The organism is Pseudoalteromonas sp. XMcav1-K, from assembly GCF_044005875.1.
In the GTDB taxonomy this organism is placed as follows: domain Bacteria; phylum Pseudomonadota; class Gammaproteobacteria; order Enterobacterales; family Alteromonadaceae; genus Pseudoalteromonas; species Pseudoalteromonas spongiae.
The window spans coordinates 1-18,601 of the sequence record NZ_JBIPJE010000031.1 but is presented as its reverse complement, the minus strand read 5'-3'; the positions used below and the strand labels follow the sequence as shown (position 1 = coordinate 18,601).

Below are 18,601 nucleotides of genomic sequence, written 5' to 3'. Positions count from 1 at the left end.
AGGAATAGCATGGGATGGACCTCTAAGTTATTTAAAAACAGTAAAGAAAAGGGAAACTTTTTCGAACTGCAAGCTGAGCAATATTTAAAGAAACAAGGTTTAACACCGGTAACACGTAATTATAATTGCCGTTACGGTGAACTCGACTTGATAATGAAAGACGGTAACACTTTAGTGTTTGTTGAAGTTAAATACCGTAAGTCAGAGGCGTTTGGCGGTGCAATTAACGCGTTATCGCACGCTAAACAGCAAAAACTAACACGCACCTTGTTTTATTATTTGAAACAAAATAGGCTAGAGGATTGTCCATATAGAGTCGACTATGTCGCAATAAGCGGGCAGAACTCAGAACAATTTACTTGGATTAAAAGCGCATTTTAGTATGCAAGAACTCGTTAAAGAAATATACACAGAAAGCATTCAAGCTCAAATTGCCGCTGGTGAAGCATTACCTAGCGCTTTAGAAGCTGCGGCATTTACCATAGTGCAAAGCCTAATTAATGGCAATAAAGTACTGTGTTGCGGTGGCAGCAATAATCATATGTTAGCAGCGCATTTTGCCAATTTGCTGGTTAATTTTTATGAAACTGAGCGCCCGTGCTTGCCAGCGATTGCATTAAGCAACGAATTAACACATCTGTCGAGCTATGCCACAACCGATGCCAACGAAAGCTTTTCACGCCAAGTACGTGCCTACGGACAAAGCGGTGACTTGCTTGTGGTGATCACGGTAACCGGTAACGAGAAAGAAGTGATCAGCGCCGTTGAAGCTGCTCTAACCAAAGATATGCAAGTAATTGTATTAAGTGGTGATGATGGCGGCGAGCTGGCAGGACTATTAGGGCCAAACGATGTTGAAATACGCGTGCCCTCAAAAAGACCAAGCCGAATTATCGAATCTCACTTGTTTAATATCCATTGCTTAAGTGAGCTTATCGATTTAACCCTTTTTCCACAGGATGATAGTTAATGAAATTTAAATTAGCTGTTGTTGCATCTATTGTTCTTTTACAAGGGTGTAGCGCTGCCATAGTCGCTGGTACTGCAGGCGCAGTAACATCAGCAACCGATCGCCGCACGCTTGGCACACAGATTGATGATAACAACCTTGAGATCAAAGCCACGCTGGCCTTAAAAGACGACGAGCAGTTAGCAAAATTTAGCAATATTATTGTGGTGAGCTTAAATGGCCGCGTATTACTGATTGGCCAAACACCAACTACAGAAATGCGCGCTAAAGCCGAAGCGATTGTAAAACCAATACGTGGCGTTGAAAAAATCCATAATCAAATTCGCATAGGTAATATCACAGGTGTTAGCACTAAAACACACGATACTTGGCTAACTTCAAAGGTAAAAACCATGTTGGTATCAGAAGAAAGTGTCAGTGCTAATGATATCAAGGTAATTACCGAAAACGGGGAAGTCTTTTTAATGGGACTCGTTACCGAACAAGAAGCTAATTTAGCAGCCGACGTTGCCCGTCATGTTTCGGGAGTCGAAAAAGTAATAAAAGTATTCGAATACCTTTAAGGCGCAGTTAGCGCCTTTTTTATTATAAAAATAAGAATAAAAACATGCGCCATTATTTAATTTTACTGTTACTGCTATTTGCAGTATTCACTCTACACGCCAAGCAGCATTTTGCTACACCCTATAGCGAACGTGTTTATGTTACCCAAATCACCAAGGCATTTGCTGATGAAGTAAATCGAGAGTTAGGGCTTAACATTGTTTTTCATAGCGGTGAAAGCCTTTATAAGCACAATGAAATTTACCGCGCACTGCGCACAAACCAAATACAACTTGGTGAAATATTTATCGCTCGTTTGAGCAATCACGCCGCTATCTATCAACTCGACAACTTACCGTTTTTAGCCACAAATTTTAGCAGCGCTCAACAACTAGCTAACCAACAAGCCGTTGAATTACGTAGCCAATTTGCCGAGCACGGATTACATCTGTTATTTACCAACCCTTGGCCGCCACAGGGTTTATTTACTAGTAAAGCAATCAAAACTGCAAACGACCTAAGTGGCCTTAAGGTTAGAAGCTATAGCGCAATGACAGCAAAATTAGCAAACCACCTTAAAATGATCCCAACCGCCGTTTCAAGCGCTGAGATTGCACAGGCATTTGCCACCGGCATGATTGAAGCAATGATCACCTCGCCAGCGACGGGAGTTTCGAGCAGAGCATGGCAATTTAGTCGCTATTACACACCAATCAATGCATGGATCCCAAAAAATATGGTGTTAATGAACCATGCCTTGTATCAATCTTTAACCCCAACGCAAAAACAGAAACTGAAACAAATCGTGAACAAGTATCAGCAGCGCGCGTGGCAACAAGCTGAGCAGCAAACCACACAGATGACTAAGCTATTAGCGGATAACGGCATGATTATTTCGCCTGTGAGCGATAGTTTATCGCAGAGTTTAAAAATTGTTGGCGCTAACATGGAGCAAGAATGGGCACTCAATGCAACGCAAAGCGAGTTGCACGTACTGCAAAAATTTAAGGAGCAACAAAATGCTCAATAAATTAAATGCGTTGAACATGAAAGTGAGCATTTTACTCATCGTTGCGATTTTTTTGTTAGTGCTCAGCCAAATCGTATTACGTTTGTTTAATTTGTACATTCCGTCACTCAATGAGATATGCGGATATTTGCTAATCAGCAGCTTTTTCTTGGCGCTAGGCTATAGCTTTGAACAAGAGAAACATATTCGTGTGGCTCTGGTGTTTGAATTCGACAACCCCAATCTCAGCCATTTCGCCCAAGTGGTTAGCTATTTAACAGCGACCTTAATTTGCACCTTTATTAGCTATGCATGTATTCAGCTAACGCTCGACTCTTATCATTTTCATGAAGTATCGAGCGGTGAGATTGCTATTTTAGAATGGCCCATTCAAGCTATTATGGCCTATGCCAGCTGCGTAACAACTATTACCATTGCATTTAAGGGATTGGAGGTATTACGTGGACATAGTTAGCCTTAGCGCTATTTTGGCGGTTATTTTTGCCCTTTTACTGCTAACAGGCGTATGGATTGGTTTTAGTTTAATTGGCGTTGCTTTGGTAGCACTTATTATTAATAACAATTCGGCTATCGACCTGATATTTGCAGGCACTGCATTTGCGCATTTAACACCGTGGTCATTAATCGCTTTACCGCTATTTATTTGGATGGGCGAACTGTTATATAAAGCCAAAGTAGCCGATGACTTATTTAATGGTTTAAGCCCTATACTGGCAAAGTTACCGGGCGGACACTTGCACATTAACGTGTTTGGTTCTGGTATTTTTGCTGCGCTCTCAGGCTCTTCTGCCGCGACAGCCGCAACCATTGGCCGTATGACTATTCCAGAGCTAAAAAAACGCGGTTATAACGAGCAAGATATTTATGGCTCGCTCGCTGGCTCTGCTACTCTTGGACTGCTAATTCCACCATCGATTATTTTGATTGTATATGGCGTTGCTGCGGATATTTCCATTGCAGACCTATTCATTGCCGGCATTCTGCCCGGGTTAATTTTATTAGCGCTGTTTTCCACCTATATTGCGATTCGCGGCTACTTAAAACCGGTAGATAAAAGCCAACTCCTTGCAAGCTCAGGTAATCCATTAACGTTACTTCCAATTATCTTGTTAATCACATTTGTTATTGCAGCCATCTACTTCGGCTTTGCAACACCTAGTGAGTCGGCAGTGTTAGGTATCCTGGGTAGTTTTATTTTAATTAAAGCAAAAAAACGACTGACGCTAGAGCTGGTTAAGCAAAGCTTAGTAGATGCGGCGATGACCACAGCTATGATATTACTGATTTTACTCGGTGCGAGTTTTGTTACCATCGCAATGGGCTTTTTGCAATTACCCGCAACGCTTGCCACTTGGATAGCCAGCCTAGAACTTAGTAACTATCAACTGCTAATCTATTTAACCTTAGCGTTTATCTTATTAGGGTTATTTTTAGATGGTATTTCGATTATTGTGCTGACCGCAGCCATACTCTTACCTATTGTAGAGCTAGCTGGCATCGATCTCATTTGGTTTGGTATTTACTTGGTTGTGGTGGTAGAAATATCGCAAATCACGCCGCCAATTGGCTTTAACTTGTTTGTTTTAAAGTCACTCACCAATGCCTCTTTGGCTCAGCTGGCAAAAGCCTGCTTACCGTATTTTTTGATTATGTTGCTGATGCTTGGTTTATTAGTGATGTTTCCAGAGATTGTTACAAGATAGCAATATCGTAGGTTGTAAAAATCGCAGGTTATAAAAAAACCGGCTATTGCCGGTTTTTGCGATTACTTAACCACTTTTAAATGAGAACCACGCTTTTTCGGTGGTTCATCATTACCATCACCCTCAGATGGTGTTTCTTGTGATTCAACCTCTGCTGGTTCTTCATATTCTGAAAAGTCTTCAGGGGTAAACACTGTACCTTCGCCATTTTCTCTTGCGTAAATAGCAAGTACGGCGCCAATTGGTACCACCACACGCATTGGCTGACCACCAAAACGTGCATTAAAGCTTACTTCATGATTATCCATATGAAACTGTGCAACCGCACTTGGGTTGATGTTCAACACAATTTGTCCGTCTTGCACAAACTGCATTGGCACAGTAACATTTGGAAATTCAGCATTCACCACTAAATGCGGTGTACATTGATTGTCTACAATCCAATCAAAGAAAGCTCTCAGTAAATAAGGGCGATTAGAAGTCATTAAAGTCGAATCTCGCGCTCAGCTTCAGTTAATGATGCTTGGAACGACTCACGCTCAAATAAACGCATCATGTAGTCTTTAAGCTCTTTGCTACCTTGACCTGTAAGTTCAATGCCGAACTCAGGTAAGCGCCATAGTAGTGGTGCTAGGTAACAATCAATTAAGCTGAACTCTTCGCTCATAAAGTAAGGCGCTTCACCAAAAATAGGTGCAATCGCTAATAAACCTTCAGTTAACTCACGACGTGACGCGTCAACATCAACACCTGCTTCAATTTTCTTAGCAAGGCTATACCAGTCGTTTTCGATGCGGTGCATCATTAAACGGCTGCGACCACGCATAACTGGGTATACAGGCATTAGTGGTGGGTGAGGAAAACGCTCGTCAAGGTATTCCATGATGATGTTTGCTTCGTATAAACCAAGCTCACGATCGATCAATGTTGGTACAGTGCCGTAAGGGTTAATTTCATGTAACGCTTCTGGCAAATTGTCCTTTTCTGCTAGGTGAATATCAACACTTACGCCTTTCTCTGCAAGTACGATACGCACTTGGTGGCTATACATACAGTTTTCACCAGAAAACAGTGTCATCACAGGGCGCTTATTGGCAGCTACAGCCATGCTTTCCTCCAGTATATTAAAAACAGCAATAGGGGCTTAAGCCCCTATTACAAATTTTGTGCTAAAAAGTGTGCAAATTAATGCACATCTCTCCAGTATTCTTTCTTCAGTAAGAACGCTAGGATAAACAGGATTACTAGGAAACCTAATACCTTATAACCAATCGCTTCTGACTGTAAACGTGTTGGTTCACCAACATACGCTAAGAAGTTAGTTAAGTCACGTACCGCTTGGTCGTACTCGTCATCGCTCATTTCGCCTGAACCATCAGTCGTAATTTCAACAACTTTCTTAACTTTAACGCCGTGTTCTTCAACCTCTTCGAAACGCGCAGTAGGTACACCTTGCAACTCTTGCAATACGTGTGGCATACCAACCGATGGGAATACAGTGTTGTTTACACCAAATGGACGACTTTCATCAACATAGAAAGACTTCAGGTAAGTGTAAATCCAATCTGCACCACGAACACGTGCTACTAATGTTAGATCTGGTGGCGCAGCACCAAACCATTTTGCAGCATCGTCTTGCTCGATTGCGTTAAGAATGTGGCTACCTACTTTTGAACCATCAAAAATAAGTTGCTCTTCGCCCACTTTAGTAGGAATACCGATATCACGGAATGTACGTTCATAACGCTGGTACTGCATTTGGTGGCAACCTAAGCAGTAGTTCATGAACGTTTTAGCACCACGTTGTAACGATGCTTTGTCCGTTAAATCATGATTCGCTTCTAAAAGTGGAACCGACGGGCCTGCTGCCATTGTTAGTGAAGGCAACAAAGCGAATAAACCAATAATTAGCTTTTTCATCATTTCGTTAACCTCTCTGGCACTGGCTTAGTCTTTTCGTTTTTACTGTAGAAGAACAGTAATACGAAGAACATAAAGTAAGTTACAGTCGTAATTTGTGATAACACAGTTTTAAAGTCTGTTTGTGGTGTCGCACCAACCCAACCTAGGATGATGAAAGTAACAACAAACTGAGCAATGTTTAACTTGTGGAAGCCACAACGGTAACGAATTGATTTCACTTTACCACGGTCAATCCAAGGTAGTAACGCAAGCACAACAATTGATGCACCCATCGCGATTACACCTAGTAGCTTATCAGGGATAGCACGTAGGATTGCGTAGAATGGTGTGAAGTACCAAACAGGGAAAATATGCTCAGGCGTCTTCAACGGGTTTGCAGCTTCAAAGTTTGGCGCTTCTAGGAAGAAACCACCCATCTCTGGCGCAAAGAAAACAACCCAGCAGAACAAGATTAAGAAACCTGTTACACCCACAATATCTTTTACTGTGTAGTAAGGGTGGAACGGAATCGCGTCAACGATATCTTTCTTATCTGTGTAGTATTCATGGAACTTGAATTTAGCTTTATCTTCTTCAGCAACAGTGCCTTTCTTACGTTTAATTTCAACACCGTCTGGGTTGTTTGAACCCACTTCGTGAAGTGCAATAATGTGTAAGAAAATTAAGATAACAAGTACCAGTGGTAATGCAATTACGTGTAGTGCGAAGAAGCGGTTAAGCGTTGCACCAGAGATTACGTAGTCACCACGGATCCACTGAGTAAGGTCTTCACCAATCACTGGAATAGCACCAAATAGCGAGATAATTACCTGAGCACCCCAGAAAGACATTTGTCCCCAAGGTAGTAAGTAACCCATAAATGCTTCAGCCATTAGCGCTAAGAAGATAAACATACCGAATAACCACAGTAGTTCACGTGGTTTTTGGTAAGAACCGTAGATCATGCCACGGAACATGTGCAGGTATACAACAACGAAGAATGCAGAAGCACCCGTTGAATGTAAATAACGCAGTAACCAGCCGTATTCTACATCACGCATGATGTATTCAACTGAAGCAAACGCGCCTTCTGCTGAAGGAACATAGTTCATTGTTAACCAAATACCCGTTACGATTTGGTTAACAAGTACTAACATGGCTAATGAACCAAAGAAGTACCAGAAGTTAAAGTTTTTTGGCGCAGGATATTGTGCAATGTGCATATTCCAAACGCGAGTCATCGGAATACGCTGATCAATCCAATCGATAATATTCGCAAACATTACGCAGCCCCTTCTTCTCCACCAACTAAAATAGTGGTGTCATCGATAAATGTGTAAGGAGGGATTTCTAGGTTTAATGGTGCTGGTACAGCTTGGAAAACACGGCCAGCCATATCAAACTTAGAACCATGACAAGGACAGAAGAAACCATCTTCAGTACCTTCAACCTTTTCACCAAAACCACCGTTAAGGAAAGTTGGTGAACAACCCAAGTGAGTACAAATACCAACAGCAACAAAGATATTCTCTTTTTGCGAACGGTACGCATTTTGTGCGAACTCTGGTTGTTGTGGCTCTTCAGAATTAGGATCACGAAGTTGACCTTCGTGAGCTTTCATCTGCTCAAGCATTTTTGGTGTACGATTAATAACCCAAACAGGCTTACCTCGCCACTCAACACGAATTAATTGTCCTGGCTCAAGCTTTGAGATATCAACTTCTACAGGCGCGCCTGCAGATTTTGCTCTCTCACTTGGGTTCCACGACGCGATAAAAGGAACAGCAGCCCCTACAGCTCCCACACCACCAACAACAGAAGTTGCGATAGTTAGAAAGCGACGGCGGCTATTGTCTACTGGCGCATTGCTCATCCACTCATCTCCACTATGATTCTCAACACTTGCCATATTGAGAACATCAGTTACAGCAGTTTAAATTTTGACTTTACAAAATAGGTGCGATCATAAATAAAAGCCTTGATTAAAACAAGGTTATACCGGTCTTCAAGCACAATTAAATTGTATTTTAGTTCGATTTATTTGAAATCACGAACACACAGCCTAAAACTGTGAAAATTCTGTGCTTTTACAGAGCCTACCCAAAATTGAGTGAGCGTGTCCTGATAGAGATCAAAACTCCGTAGAAGTATGCGTGAAATTCAAAGTAATTAGTCGCTAAATTATGCTTTTCGAGCCACATTTGATGCATGCCAGAGTATAGCAACCTGCGGGAGGATTAACCAATGAAATAAGCGAGGAAATTCCTCGCTTTAGACTAATTTGTGACTAAAATGTGAAACTAAAACCAACTGACGGGCGCATTTCAAAGTCATCGCTCTCTTCTTTCAAAATCAAGTCATCGGTTGACTGCACCTTTGCGTAATCAAGGTCAATATACGCCGTATTGTCTTTAGCGTATAAATTCATTACTTCTAAAATCAGCAACGCATCTAGCCCAAAGAAATCCGTTTTGCGTTCAAAGCGCAAATCTAAACGGTGATAAGCATCAAAACGCTCAGAGAATGGTTCGCCATATTCCGGTAAAAAATTCCCCTCAAATTCAGGGTTTTCACGCACACCTACAATAGGTGTGTAAGATTGACCACTGCGTGCTGTGAAGTTAAAGCCACCATTCCAGCGTTCGCTAATTTGGTAATTAAACACCATATTAAACACTAGCGGTGTGTCAGCATAGTAGTCTCGAGTGATATTACGGCGTTCATCCGTACGTTCACTTTTACCGTAACTTAAACTCATCCAGCCGTACCAACGGTCGGTTTTGTTTTTATTAATAAGTAAATCAACACCATAAGCTCTACCCGTTACATCGTTGCTATAACGTAAATGCTGATCCACATCGTTTGCAGTCAGTGCTAAAGGTAAATCGTCCATGGTTTTGTAATAGGTTTCAATTGACCAACTCCAGTCATCCGCCAAAAACTGCTGATAACCAACAACCGACTGATTTGCTGTTTGCGACTTTAAGTTGGGGTTACCTGTGTCTTCTAAAATCGTACCAATATCTTGCAGGCGATTGTAACTGCCATATTTAACCCACACTGATTGATCTTGATTAATGTGATAGGTTAATCCTAAACGCGGGTGAGTAAACGACTCATCGCTGTAATCATTTTTTTGATGTTGTACGCCAATGTCGGCAATTAACGAGTCGGTTATCGTGTATTGATAATTTGCGCCAATAAAGTAACTACCAATATCGACTTCTCGTTTACCTGCTATGCGCTCTCCTTTGGCAAGCTCGCAATCTGGATCTAATTCTGTACAGACATAGAGAAAAGTATCATATTCATAGCTTATCGTTTTATCAAAATAAGCGGCATCAAATGTAAGTAAGTCATCACCTACCACATTTATACTTACACGCCCTTTGTAGGTAAGTAGCTCTTCTTTTTCTTCTTCAAAATATCCCTTGGGTGTTAACTTGCTGCGCCCATAATCTAATCGACCCGAATGTGTTAACGAGCCAACCCCCACTTTTGCTTGATAACCTTTACCATAATGATCCCAAATAACATTTTGGCTATCGAAGGAACGCGCAAAATCTGCATCGCCTTGAAAGTCAGGATTCTTAAGTGATAAATCCGCGCGTTCACTAAAACTTGCTGCGGCACTGTCTTCTGCGCCAGTAAACAACACACTTAACACATTGTTGTTATTAATATCCAAAACAAATTTGCTTTGGTAATCATAGTCATCGGGAGCATCGTTTATTGTAATGCCTGTGTTTTCGCCATCTTCGTCTTCAATTTCCTCACCTTCTGAGAAAAACAACGGAAGCGTACTTTTTCGCCCAGACAGATAAAATGAAATATCGTCGGTGATTGCACCTTCAACAAAAACCCCCGCTTTAAACATAGTAAAATCAAGCGTGGTTTTAATATCCTGATTTTTTGGGTTACGCAGTGTGACGTCAAACACCGCCCCAGTTGCATCACTAAAGCTAGTGCCATAGCCCGCAGAATAAAGGCGAAAGTCCTGCACCAAATACTTATTAAAAATCGAGCTGCCAAAGTCATGGAAAATATAGCCTGCAGGCATAAAGTCGACTTCAAAATAGTTATCATCTGGCGATGAGCCACGTACAGCGGGTTCACCCATTGAGCCTCCGGCTGCTACGACACCAGGCAATGCATATACAGCAAGCAAAGGATCACCCAAAGCACCCGGCATATTGATCAGCTTTTCAGCATCTTCGGTAATTTCAGTAAGTACACTTGAACGCTTCGATACTACTTGAATGCGTTCAATTTGTTCGCCTTTAACTTGTTCAGCCAAAGCATTAGTTGCAAATACACTCGTCACAGCCAGCGCGACTAAAGAGATCGGTTTAAATGAAGTCATATCACTTCCTTGATACGGATTAGTTGAGTAAGAAGTTAACGCGGGAAATAATACCCATACTCTCTGTAAGTGACTGTGGGAAAATGTTGAGAAATGTAGGGTGCCGTAACAAAACCGTTAAATAGTAATTTTTAAAAATAGTGACTTTCTGACAAACACGAATTTTAGGCAATAAAAAACCCGAGTATAAACCCGGGTTTTGTAATTCTTGTAAACGTAAAAAATTAACGTTTTGAGAATTGAGTGTTCTTACGTGCTTTCTTAAGACCCACTTTCTTACGCTCAACTTTACGAGCGTCGCGAGTAACGAAGCCAGCTTTACGAAGTGAAGAACGAAGAGACTCGTCAAACTCCATAAGCGCACGAGTAATACCGTGACGGATAGCACCCGCTTGACCAGTAGAACCACCACCTTCAACAGTGATGTAAAGGTCAAACTTTTCAGTCATTTCAACTAGCTCTAGTGGCTGACGAACAACCATGCGAGAAGTTTCGCGACCGAAGTATTCTTCGATAGAACGTTGATTGATTACGATGTTGCCAGTACCTGGGCGTAAGAATACGCGAGCACTTGAACTTTTACGACGACCTGTACCGTAGTATTGATTTGCCATGAGTTATGCTCCTTAAATGTCCAGTACTTGAGGCTGTTGAGCAACGTGTGCGTGCTCTGAACCTGCGTATACTTTTAGTTTACGGTACATTTCACGACCTAGAGGGCCTTTTGGTAACATACCTTTAACTGCTTTTTCGATGATCATTTCAGGCTTTTTAGCTTGAAGCTTATCGAAAGTGATAGACTTAAGACCACCTGGGAAACCAGTGTGAGCATAGTACATTTTATCAGTCGTCTTGTTACCTGTTACAGTAACTTTCTCAGCGTTAATAACGATGATGTAATCACCAGTATCTACGTGAGGAGTATATTCAGCTTTATGCTTACCGCGTAGACGGCGAGCGATTTCAGTAGCGATACGACCTAAAGTTTTGCCTTCAGCGTCAACTACGTACCAGTCACGTTTTACAGATTCTGGCTTAGCAACAAACGTTTTCATTTATTAAAAATCCAATGTTTACAATTTAAAAACCACAAGCAGAAAAATTTCTGCTGCTCTATTACACTTGCTTCAACCCCTTCGAGCTCAAGACTTAAAACCCTCAGCTGTGGCTAAACTAACCGAGGTAGAACGGTAAGTGGCGGACGCGGAGTATAGCAAGAGCTGGATAGTTTTTCTACTAATAATTTGAGGAAAATAAAGGTTTTTGGCTACTAGCATGGGGTTTGGTAGGATTTTGAAAGATTGAACAAAACCTCAGCATTTACTTCTTTGTATATTTATAAACCCCATCCATGGGGCTCATGTCACTTTTCTTTATTGCAAGGTCCCTCTTTACATCTAAAGACTGCCTACGGCATTCTAATTTGCTCCCGACAAATTAGTGCTTCGCCAAAGATAAAGTAACCAAAAGAAAGGCGACCGTACAATCAAACTCGATCCTCAAAGTAGCTTTTAATTTAAAGATAAACGTCATAAATCGATATCCCTATCTCAGTATGACTTACTCGACACGCTCCGCTTCCTGTCTCGTATTGTTAATTAAAACCTACTTTTAAGGTTGGTTAAAACGGAATTACTAGCCGAAACTTGTTCGTTTCAAGACACTATTCACCCAAGCCTAAGCATGGCTTGCTCGACCGCTTCGCTCCCTGTCTCACATTATTCATTTAAATCCCTTTTTCAGGCTTGATTAAAGGGTTCTAGGATAATATCCCCATCAGAATTATTGTTTAATCGTTACATCTTCTTCGTTTAAATCTATGTCATAAACTGTACTTATTGCATCAGACTTGGTACAAACATGTCTTACCGCTCTTGTATGAATCGTGGGGCCCTTTTTACAAGTAATATTTTGCGCTTTCATACCGTATCGTCGAATATATTCATTAACAATAGAATCAATTTCACTTTTCATTTGAACGGGAGCCGCTTCGTAAAACTGTCGATATTGCTCTGACCATTCTTCAGTCTCAACTTCAGTTGCTACACCTAACCACCCCATTCCAATAAGTGTTGATTGCGGAACATGCTGCCCCTTGAGAAACATAAAAGCTAGAGTGTATTGTGAACCTTTATATCCCCAAGCCGCAGGCTTATTTAATAATCTTAAAGCATTTTCATAATCACCCTTCTGGTAACTTTGAATGCCGTTTATTTCCATCAACTCAAGTGATAACTGTGATTCCGTTTGAATACTTGCTGAGTTGTTAGACTTGCACCCTGACAAAATCAATAAACAGATACTAGCGAATAAATAACGATTCATTGAATTTAAATCCCTTTCTAGTTTTCAACCGCAAAATTTTAACTACTTATTTAAAATATTCAAATATTAATCAACCAGTTAGTTAAACTGATTGGCTACATTATAGACAATCATTATTCACCGGGGTTTTTAGCCCCTTAAATCAAACCTGAAAATGAGGTTTTAAGTGAATAATGCGCGACAGGGATGTTGCTTGATGGCGTTTATGTTCACAATTAAAACTTATTTGAAGATAGGTTTGATTTCGGGGCGCCGAGGGGTTCCAAGGGGAGGCCGGCGTTAGCTTCCCTTTGGCTGCCGTCGCCAGCGCGGCAGACATGGTTTCAGTAAACTCAATTGCCCAGACGTGATTCTTTAGTCCATTGCTATGAAACAAGTTCAGAACGACACAACAAAGTAAGACTAACCTCCCACTTCCACAACAAAATAAACTACCGTACAATCAAACACTCACCCAGCAACCTCCCCTGTATTGCTACACACATAAAATAATCACCATAAGAAAAAGATCATGTATTTAAAATCACTGCATACAGCAATACTATTTTCAAGCTCTGCGCTTTACGCTGGGCAAACCCTCGATGCAAGCCAATGGCGCTATGCAGTAGACCCGCACGGCAGTACTGCAAGTTATGAAAAGCCCTTAGTTAAAGAAGAGTATGTGGGGATTGCTTTCAACCGAGTACCCCGCGTTGATGCACAGAATAATTCGTGGGTAGAGTTAATTTACGATCTGCCGAATAAATCATTAAACGACATTGCGAATATTGAACTAACCTACCAAAGCGACAAACCGCTTGTGGTTAAGTTATCGCAGAAGGATTATGGTGGAAAAGGTGATAAAAGCTATGCACACTATCAAACGCTTTTGCCAAGCGCTAATCAATGGCAAACGCACACTCTGACCTTAGATGATTTCAACCGCCCAGAATGGACGCCAAGCTGGTCAAAGGATAAAGGCATTATAAAAGCCAATGTTTCTGCACTTTATTTTGTGCCAAATCTAACCGATGAGAAAGGCGGTAACGCCTGGGTAAAAATAAAAAGCGTAAAGTTGAATCAAGAATAAATAGTATTGAGAAGCGAGATCGTCATATCTCGCTTCTTTTTATAGATTAAGCTAAGTGCTCGCGCCCTAAATACTCTAAGCTTTGCATTTCTTGTAAGCGGCTGATACAGCGCTTAAATTCAAAGTCTAAAATACCACCAGTATAAAGCTCTTCTAATGGTGCAATCGCTGAAATGATTAAAGTTACATTACGCTCATAGAACTCATCAACTAAAGCAATAAAACGGCGCGCTGCGTCGTCATTAGCATGTTCCGACCCCATATGAATTACATTTGATAGCAACACAGTATGATAAATACGACTGAGTTCCATGTAATCTACTTGGCTACGCGCAGTTTCACATAACTCGCTAAATTCGAACATCACTATGCTGTCAGCTTCTTTGCGCGTCGTAAGGTTACGTCCCTCAATTTCAATCACCTTATCTAAGCAACCGGCTTCAGGTGATAATTTATCGAAATACTCAAATAAATTTTTATCTGCTTGTGCATCTAAAGGGCTGTGATAGATTTCTGCTTGCTCAAGTGTACGCAAACGGTAATCAATGCCCGAATCAACATTAACCACCTCAGTATTCGCATTAACTAAATCAATTGCTGGCAAAAAGCGAGCACGCTGTAAACCATTGCGATAGAGCTCATCAGGCACAATATTGGATGTAGCAACGAGTACTATGCCGCGCTTAAACAGCTCTTGCATTAAACCGCCCAATAGCATAGCGTCGGTAATATCTTGCACAAAAAACTCATCAAAGCAGATGATATCCGCTTCGCTTTTAAATTTATCAGCAACTTTTTCAAGCGGATCTTTTACGTCTTTTAGCTGCTTTAATTCATCATGTACACGGTGCATAAAACGGTGAAAGTGCACTCGCATTTTGCGCTCAAACGGCAGCGAATCAAAAAACGTATCAACCAAATAAGTCTTACCACGCCCAACCCCGCCCCAAAAATACAAGCCTTTGATCGGCTTTACTTCTTGTTTTGAAAAAAGGCTGGCAAAAAAGCCTTTTTTAGCCGGTGGCTGTGCAGTTAAATCGTCGTACAAACGTTGCAAATGACGCACTGCATTTTCCTGCGCAGCATCATGGTGGAAGTCATCGCGAGTTAAATCTTGTTGATATTTTTGCCAAGGGGTCATGATAAATACAAAGCGTTACTGAAATTTTGATGTAAAATATTAACACGAGCGCAATCAAAGCGTATATTTAAACTATCTATTTTGAAAAATTATAAGGCTTAATAGTATGAGTACAGCCATTTGGATCACCCTATTAGTAGTCACTGCCGTTGCTAGCTTTTTTATCGGAAGCCTAATTACCAAACGTCAATACGAACATGATGAGCTCGAAAAAGAAGTAGAAAAAGCACAAGGTGACCTTGAGCAATTTAAACAAGATGTGGCCGACCATGTTGCTCACACCAATAAACTTGTTAATAAAATGCAAGACAGCTACGTACAGCTAGTTAAGCATATGGAAGAAACTAACAAGTTATTAGTTGCTGAAAAAAACGTTGAAGTCGTACCTTTCTTCTCACAAGAAGCTAACGAGATTTTGTCTGAGACACGTAATAACGACAAAACTCGCTCTGAGTTATTAGCACGAAACGCTGAATTACAAGCAGCACCAGCCGACTTTGTCACTGGCGAATCGGGCATTTTTAGAGGTAACAGCTCAGAAAACAAGCAAACAGAAAGTGCTTAATCGCATCTTGATGAACTTTTTTTTGACCCCATAGTCATTATAAGTAACTGGCTGGTTTGCCGCTAACAACAAAAAGCAAATCAGCTACCCTTTTGATTTAAGGAGCGTTATTTTGACTATGAAAACTAAATTTACCGTTTTAAGTGCAGCAATACTATCTGCAACTATTTTAGTTTCACCGGCAATTAGCCATGCAAAATTACCTGTTTCGGTTAACGGACAACAACTGCCAACGCTAGCGCCTATGCTAGAACGTGTGACCCCCGGTGTTGTAAGTATTCGCGTCTCTGGTTCAAAACAAGTACGCCAACGCGTTGACCCGTTTGATTTCTTTTTTGGTAACCCGCAGCGCCAACCCCGCGCCGAAAAACGCCCGTTTAGTGGCTTAGGCTCTGGCGTAATTATCGACGCAAAAGACGGTCATATCGTTACCAACAACCATGTTATTCAAGACGCTGAAAAAATTATTGTAACCTTACAAGATGGCCGCGAATTTGAAGCCAAGTTAGTTGGTAGCGATCCTCAGTCTGATATCGCATTACTTGAAGTAGAAGGCGATGATTTAACTGAAGTAAAACTGGCTGATTCAGACGAACTACGTGTCGGTGATTTTTCAGTGGCGATTGGTAACCCATTTGGGCTAAGCCATACAGTAACTTCAGGCATAGTAAGTGCGCTTGGTCGCTCGGGCTTAAACATTGAAGGTTACGAAGACTTTATTCAAACCGATGCGGCAATTAACCAAGGTAACTCTGGCGGTGCACTGGTAAATTTAAACGGTCAACTAATCGGTATTAACACTGCAATTTTAGGCGCATCTGGCGGTAACGTTGGTATTGGTTTTGCGATTCCATCAAACATGATGAAAAGTCTTGTAGACCAAATTTTAGAATACGGTGAAGTTCGTCGCGGTAGCTTAGGTATTCGCGGTGGTGATGTGAATGCAGGCGTAGCAGAAGCATTTGATCTAGAAACCAAACAAGGCGCTTTCGTAAACGCGGTTGATGAAGATAGCCCTGCTGAAAAAGCGGGTTTAAAGGTGAATGACGTAATCACCAGTATCGATGGTAAGAAAATCCATAGTTTCTTAGAGCTGCGCAGTAAAATCGCAACCGCTGGTGAAGGTAAAACGGTTAAGTTAGGAATTATTCGTGACGGCAAGAGCAAAACCGTTAAGGTTAAACTAGGCGGGATATCAGATGTTGCAACCTCGGCAGATAAACTACATCGCAATTTAACGGGTGCAACGCTAGAAGCCGGCGAAACGAGCGATGGTAAAGAAGGTGTGTTGATTAAATCGATTGATTCTAACCGTGCTCCAGCTGCACGCGTAGGGTTAGAGGAAGGCGATGTAATCTTAATGGTTAACCGCACCCGTGTAGATTCTGTGCGCGACTTAACCAAGGCAGTTGAAGATGTACAAGGTTATATTTTCCTACGAGTTCAACGTGGTTCTCGTATTTTTAACGTACAAATTCAGTAATCTCTGCGGTTCAAAAAATCATACACCTTGCTAATCCAAACGCCCAAAGTAATTTGGGCGTTTTTTTATGGATTAGTGTAAAAACCTGCAACTTGCCGAATAGTCATATTCTTGCCACAATAAACACCCTTTGAAAATAATAATTAACGGCGCAGCGTGTTAAAGAAGCTTCAGTTTTTGCTTACCCCTATTTTATTAGGACTTGGTTTTGCCTTTATCTACCTATTGGTATTTTCACCAGAGTTATTGCGTGAACAGCTTTCAACAAATAAAGCGCCACTTAATGCCAGTCATTTAAGCTTTGCTAACGCGGTAAAAGCCGCATCGCCTGCTGTTGTGAACATATATTCAGAATCAGTTAGTAATCGCCCTCGCAGCCTGCGTCCATCAACTCCGGTAAGAGAGCTTGGCTCTGGCATTATCATGTCCAAAAAAGGCTATATTCTCACTAACTATCACGTTATTAATAACGCGGACCAAATTTTAGTTGTACTAAACGATGGCCGACAATTTACTGATGTACAGCTTATTGGTTTTGACGTACCTACGGATTTGGCATTATTAAAAATAACCGCTGAACATCTACCGGAAATCCCAACCAATAACGACTTTATTCCACAAGTGGGCGACGTTATTTTAGCAATTGGTAATCCATTAAACTTAGGTCAAACAATTACGCAAGGCATTATTAGTGCCACTGACAAAACTAATATTGCGCAAACCCGCCATACCCGTTTTTTACAAATGGATGCCGCGGTTAATACCGGTAATTCGGGTGGTGCAGTGATTAATACCAACGGTACGCTAGTGGGCATTACCTCAGCTAAGTTTAAGCATGCACGCAATTTAGAAGTGCAAGGTATTTTCTTTGCGGTTCCCTATTCGCTTGCCAAAGAAGTGATGGACAAAATCATCAAGTATGGCCGTGTTATTCGTGGCTATATTGGCTTTGACGCCGACCCTGTCGACAGTTCAGGTCGTTTTGTGAGAAACAATCACACCCCGGTGTATGGCATGCGCATTGCTCGCCTTGACCCGTTGGGACCTGCATGGCAAGCCGGCTTTGAACTCAACGATATCGTGACAAAAATCGACGGTAAAAAAGTCGTGAATACCAATACAACATTGGAATTAGTAACGAACACACCTCCAGGTAGCGTATTAAACTTTACAATTATTCGTGAAGGTAAAGTTATTGAAGTGCCAGTCACTGTTGGTGAGTTACAGTTCTAAAATAGTAACTCTATAAAACAAAAAGGCCGCATATGCGGCCTTTTTTGATTCTTCAATAATCTAGGTTATTAACTAGGGTCTGTTGACCTTTCAAGTTCGTTTTTGCAGCAGTTTGATTGGGTTTTATACTAGGCAGAGGCTGCGTGACATAGTTATTCTATGTGAGCCAGCCGATAACACAGTAGAAAAGCCAATCAAGCGCTGCCGAACGGTTCTTTTGAGCGCACTTTTCTCATTGTTGCTCGATATTCGCTTAGATTACTAGGCCACACAT

At 41.3% G+C, this 18,601-nt stretch carries 20 protein-coding genes; 10 read left to right on the top strand and 10 right to left on the bottom strand.

The annotated features are described in order from the left end of the window. Window positions 1-9: 9 nt before the first annotated feature. Genes ACHSBP_RS04760 through ACHSBP_RS04735 form a run of 6 tightly spaced genes read left to right on the top strand, consistent with a single transcriptional unit; the run spans window position 10 to window position 4,246 of the window. Entirely contained in the window at window positions 10-381 is a 372-nt protein-coding gene (locus ACHSBP_RS04760) for a YraN family protein (RefSeq protein WP_010561603.1), read from the top strand. Window position 382: 1 nt separating this feature from the next. Next, window positions 383-970 carry an SIS domain-containing protein gene (locus tag ACHSBP_RS04755; RefSeq protein WP_010561602.1) on the top strand — a complete coding sequence of 196 codons (588 nt, stop codon included), beginning with the start codon at window positions 383-385 and terminating at the stop codon, window positions 968-970. After that, a complete protein-coding gene (dolP, locus tag ACHSBP_RS04750) occupies window positions 970-1,533 on the top strand; it encodes a division/outer membrane stress-associated lipid-binding lipoprotein (protein WP_010561601.1) in 564 nt (187 codons plus the stop codon). The genes ACHSBP_RS04755 and dolP overlap by 1 nt, the downstream gene beginning before the upstream one ends. Window positions 1,534-1,577: 44 nt before the next feature. Continuing rightward, entirely contained in the window at window positions 1,578-2,543 is a 966-nt protein-coding gene (gene dctP, locus ACHSBP_RS04745; protein ID WP_010561600.1) for a TRAP transporter substrate-binding protein DctP, read from the top strand. Further along, window positions 2,533-2,997 (top strand): TRAP transporter small permease, encoded by a 465-nt coding sequence (locus ACHSBP_RS04740; protein ID WP_010561599.1) that lies wholly within the window; start codon window positions 2,533-2,535, stop codon window positions 2,995-2,997. The genes dctP and ACHSBP_RS04740 overlap by 11 nt, the downstream gene beginning before the upstream one ends. Continuing rightward, window positions 2,984-4,246, top strand: a complete 1,263-nt coding sequence (locus tag ACHSBP_RS04735) for a TRAP transporter large permease (RefSeq protein ID WP_010561598.1) — start codon at window positions 2,984-2,986, stop codon at window positions 4,244-4,246. Before ACHSBP_RS04740 ends, ACHSBP_RS04735 begins: the two co-directional genes overlap by 14 nt. 62 nt (window positions 4,247-4,308) lie before the next feature. Here the strand turns inward: ACHSBP_RS04735 and ACHSBP_RS04730 are convergent, their stop codons facing one another. The 9 genes from ACHSBP_RS04730 to ACHSBP_RS04690 all read right to left on the bottom strand — a co-directional run bounded on the left by ACHSBP_RS04730 (window position 4,309) and on the right by ACHSBP_RS04690 (window position 12,836). Further along, window positions 4,309-4,731 carry a ClpXP protease specificity-enhancing factor gene (locus ACHSBP_RS04730; protein WP_010561597.1) on the bottom strand — a complete coding sequence of 141 codons (423 nt, stop codon included), beginning with the start codon at window positions 4,729-4,731 and terminating at the stop codon, window positions 4,309-4,311. After that, entirely contained in the window at window positions 4,731-5,354 is a 624-nt protein-coding gene (sspA, locus tag ACHSBP_RS04725; RefSeq protein WP_010561596.1) for a stringent starvation protein SspA, read from the bottom strand. The genes ACHSBP_RS04730 and sspA overlap by 1 nt, the downstream gene beginning before the upstream one ends. Before the next feature lie 77 nt (window positions 5,355-5,431). After that, the gene (locus ACHSBP_RS04720) at window positions 5,432-6,169 is read right to left on the bottom strand and encodes a cytochrome c1 (protein WP_040641442.1); all 738 of its coding nucleotides are present in this window, start codon (window positions 6,167-6,169) and stop codon (window positions 5,432-5,434) included. Further along, window positions 6,166-7,431 carry a cytochrome b N-terminal domain-containing protein gene (locus tag ACHSBP_RS04715; protein WP_010561594.1) on the bottom strand — a complete coding sequence of 422 codons (1,266 nt, stop codon included), beginning with the start codon at window positions 7,429-7,431 and terminating at the stop codon, window positions 6,166-6,168. The genes ACHSBP_RS04720 and ACHSBP_RS04715 overlap by 4 nt, the downstream gene beginning before the upstream one ends. Continuing rightward, window positions 7,431-8,021, bottom strand: coding sequence for a ubiquinol-cytochrome c reductase iron-sulfur subunit (gene petA, locus ACHSBP_RS04710; protein WP_010561593.1), 591 nt, complete (start codon window positions 8,019-8,021; stop codon window positions 7,431-7,433). The genes ACHSBP_RS04715 and petA overlap by 1 nt, the downstream gene beginning before the upstream one ends. A gap of 414 nt (window positions 8,022-8,435) precedes the next feature. Continuing rightward, window positions 8,436-10,511 carry a TonB-dependent siderophore receptor gene (locus ACHSBP_RS04705; protein ID WP_010561592.1) on the bottom strand — a complete coding sequence of 692 codons (2,076 nt, stop codon included), beginning with the start codon at window positions 10,509-10,511 and terminating at the stop codon, window positions 8,436-8,438. Window positions 10,512-10,735: 224 nt separating this feature from the next. After that, on the bottom strand, window positions 10,736-11,125 hold the full coding sequence (gene rpsI, locus ACHSBP_RS04700; RefSeq protein ID WP_010561591.1) for a 30S ribosomal protein S9: 390 nt from the start codon (window positions 11,123-11,125) through the stop codon (window positions 10,736-10,738). A 12-nt stretch (window positions 11,126-11,137) separates the two neighbouring features. Next, window positions 11,138-11,566, bottom strand: a complete 429-nt coding sequence (gene rplM / locus ACHSBP_RS04695; protein WP_010561590.1) for a 50S ribosomal protein L13 — start codon at window positions 11,564-11,566, stop codon at window positions 11,138-11,140. Between the two features lie 727 nt (window positions 11,567-12,293). Continuing rightward, the gene (locus ACHSBP_RS04690) at window positions 12,294-12,836 is read right to left on the bottom strand and encodes a hypothetical protein (protein WP_010561589.1); all 543 of its coding nucleotides are present in this window, start codon (window positions 12,834-12,836) and stop codon (window positions 12,294-12,296) included. 511 nt (window positions 12,837-13,347) lie between these two features. Here ACHSBP_RS04690 and ACHSBP_RS04685 point away from each other — a divergent pair. Beyond that, the gene (locus ACHSBP_RS04685; protein WP_010561588.1) at window positions 13,348-13,905 is read left to right on the top strand and encodes a hypothetical protein; all 558 of its coding nucleotides are present in this window, start codon (window positions 13,348-13,350) and stop codon (window positions 13,903-13,905) included. A gap of 46 nt (window positions 13,906-13,951) precedes the next feature. On the opposite strand, the gene zapE is transcribed toward ACHSBP_RS04685, so the two are convergent. Beyond that, on the bottom strand, window positions 13,952-15,046 hold the full coding sequence (gene zapE, locus ACHSBP_RS04680) for a cell division protein ZapE (RefSeq protein ID WP_010561587.1): 1,095 nt from the start codon (window positions 15,044-15,046) through the stop codon (window positions 13,952-13,954). 106 nt (window positions 15,047-15,152) lie between these two features. Here zapE and ACHSBP_RS04675 point away from each other — a divergent pair, with 106 nt between their 5' ends. The 3 genes from ACHSBP_RS04675 to ACHSBP_RS04665 all read left to right on the top strand — a co-directional run bounded on the left by ACHSBP_RS04675 (window position 15,153) and on the right by ACHSBP_RS04665 (window position 18,327). Continuing rightward, window positions 15,153-15,611, top strand: coding sequence for a ZapG family protein (locus tag ACHSBP_RS04675; protein WP_010561586.1), 459 nt, complete (start codon window positions 15,153-15,155; stop codon window positions 15,609-15,611). A gap of 118 nt (window positions 15,612-15,729) precedes the next feature. Then, entirely contained in the window at window positions 15,730-17,094 is a 1,365-nt protein-coding gene (locus ACHSBP_RS04670) for a DegQ family serine endoprotease (protein WP_395388236.1), read from the top strand. 156 nt (window positions 17,095-17,250) lie between these two features. Further along, window positions 17,251-18,327, top strand: coding sequence for a trypsin-like peptidase domain-containing protein (locus ACHSBP_RS04665; protein ID WP_010561584.1), 1,077 nt, complete (start codon window positions 17,251-17,253; stop codon window positions 18,325-18,327). The last annotated feature ends 274 nt before the right edge of the window (window positions 18,328-18,601 follow it).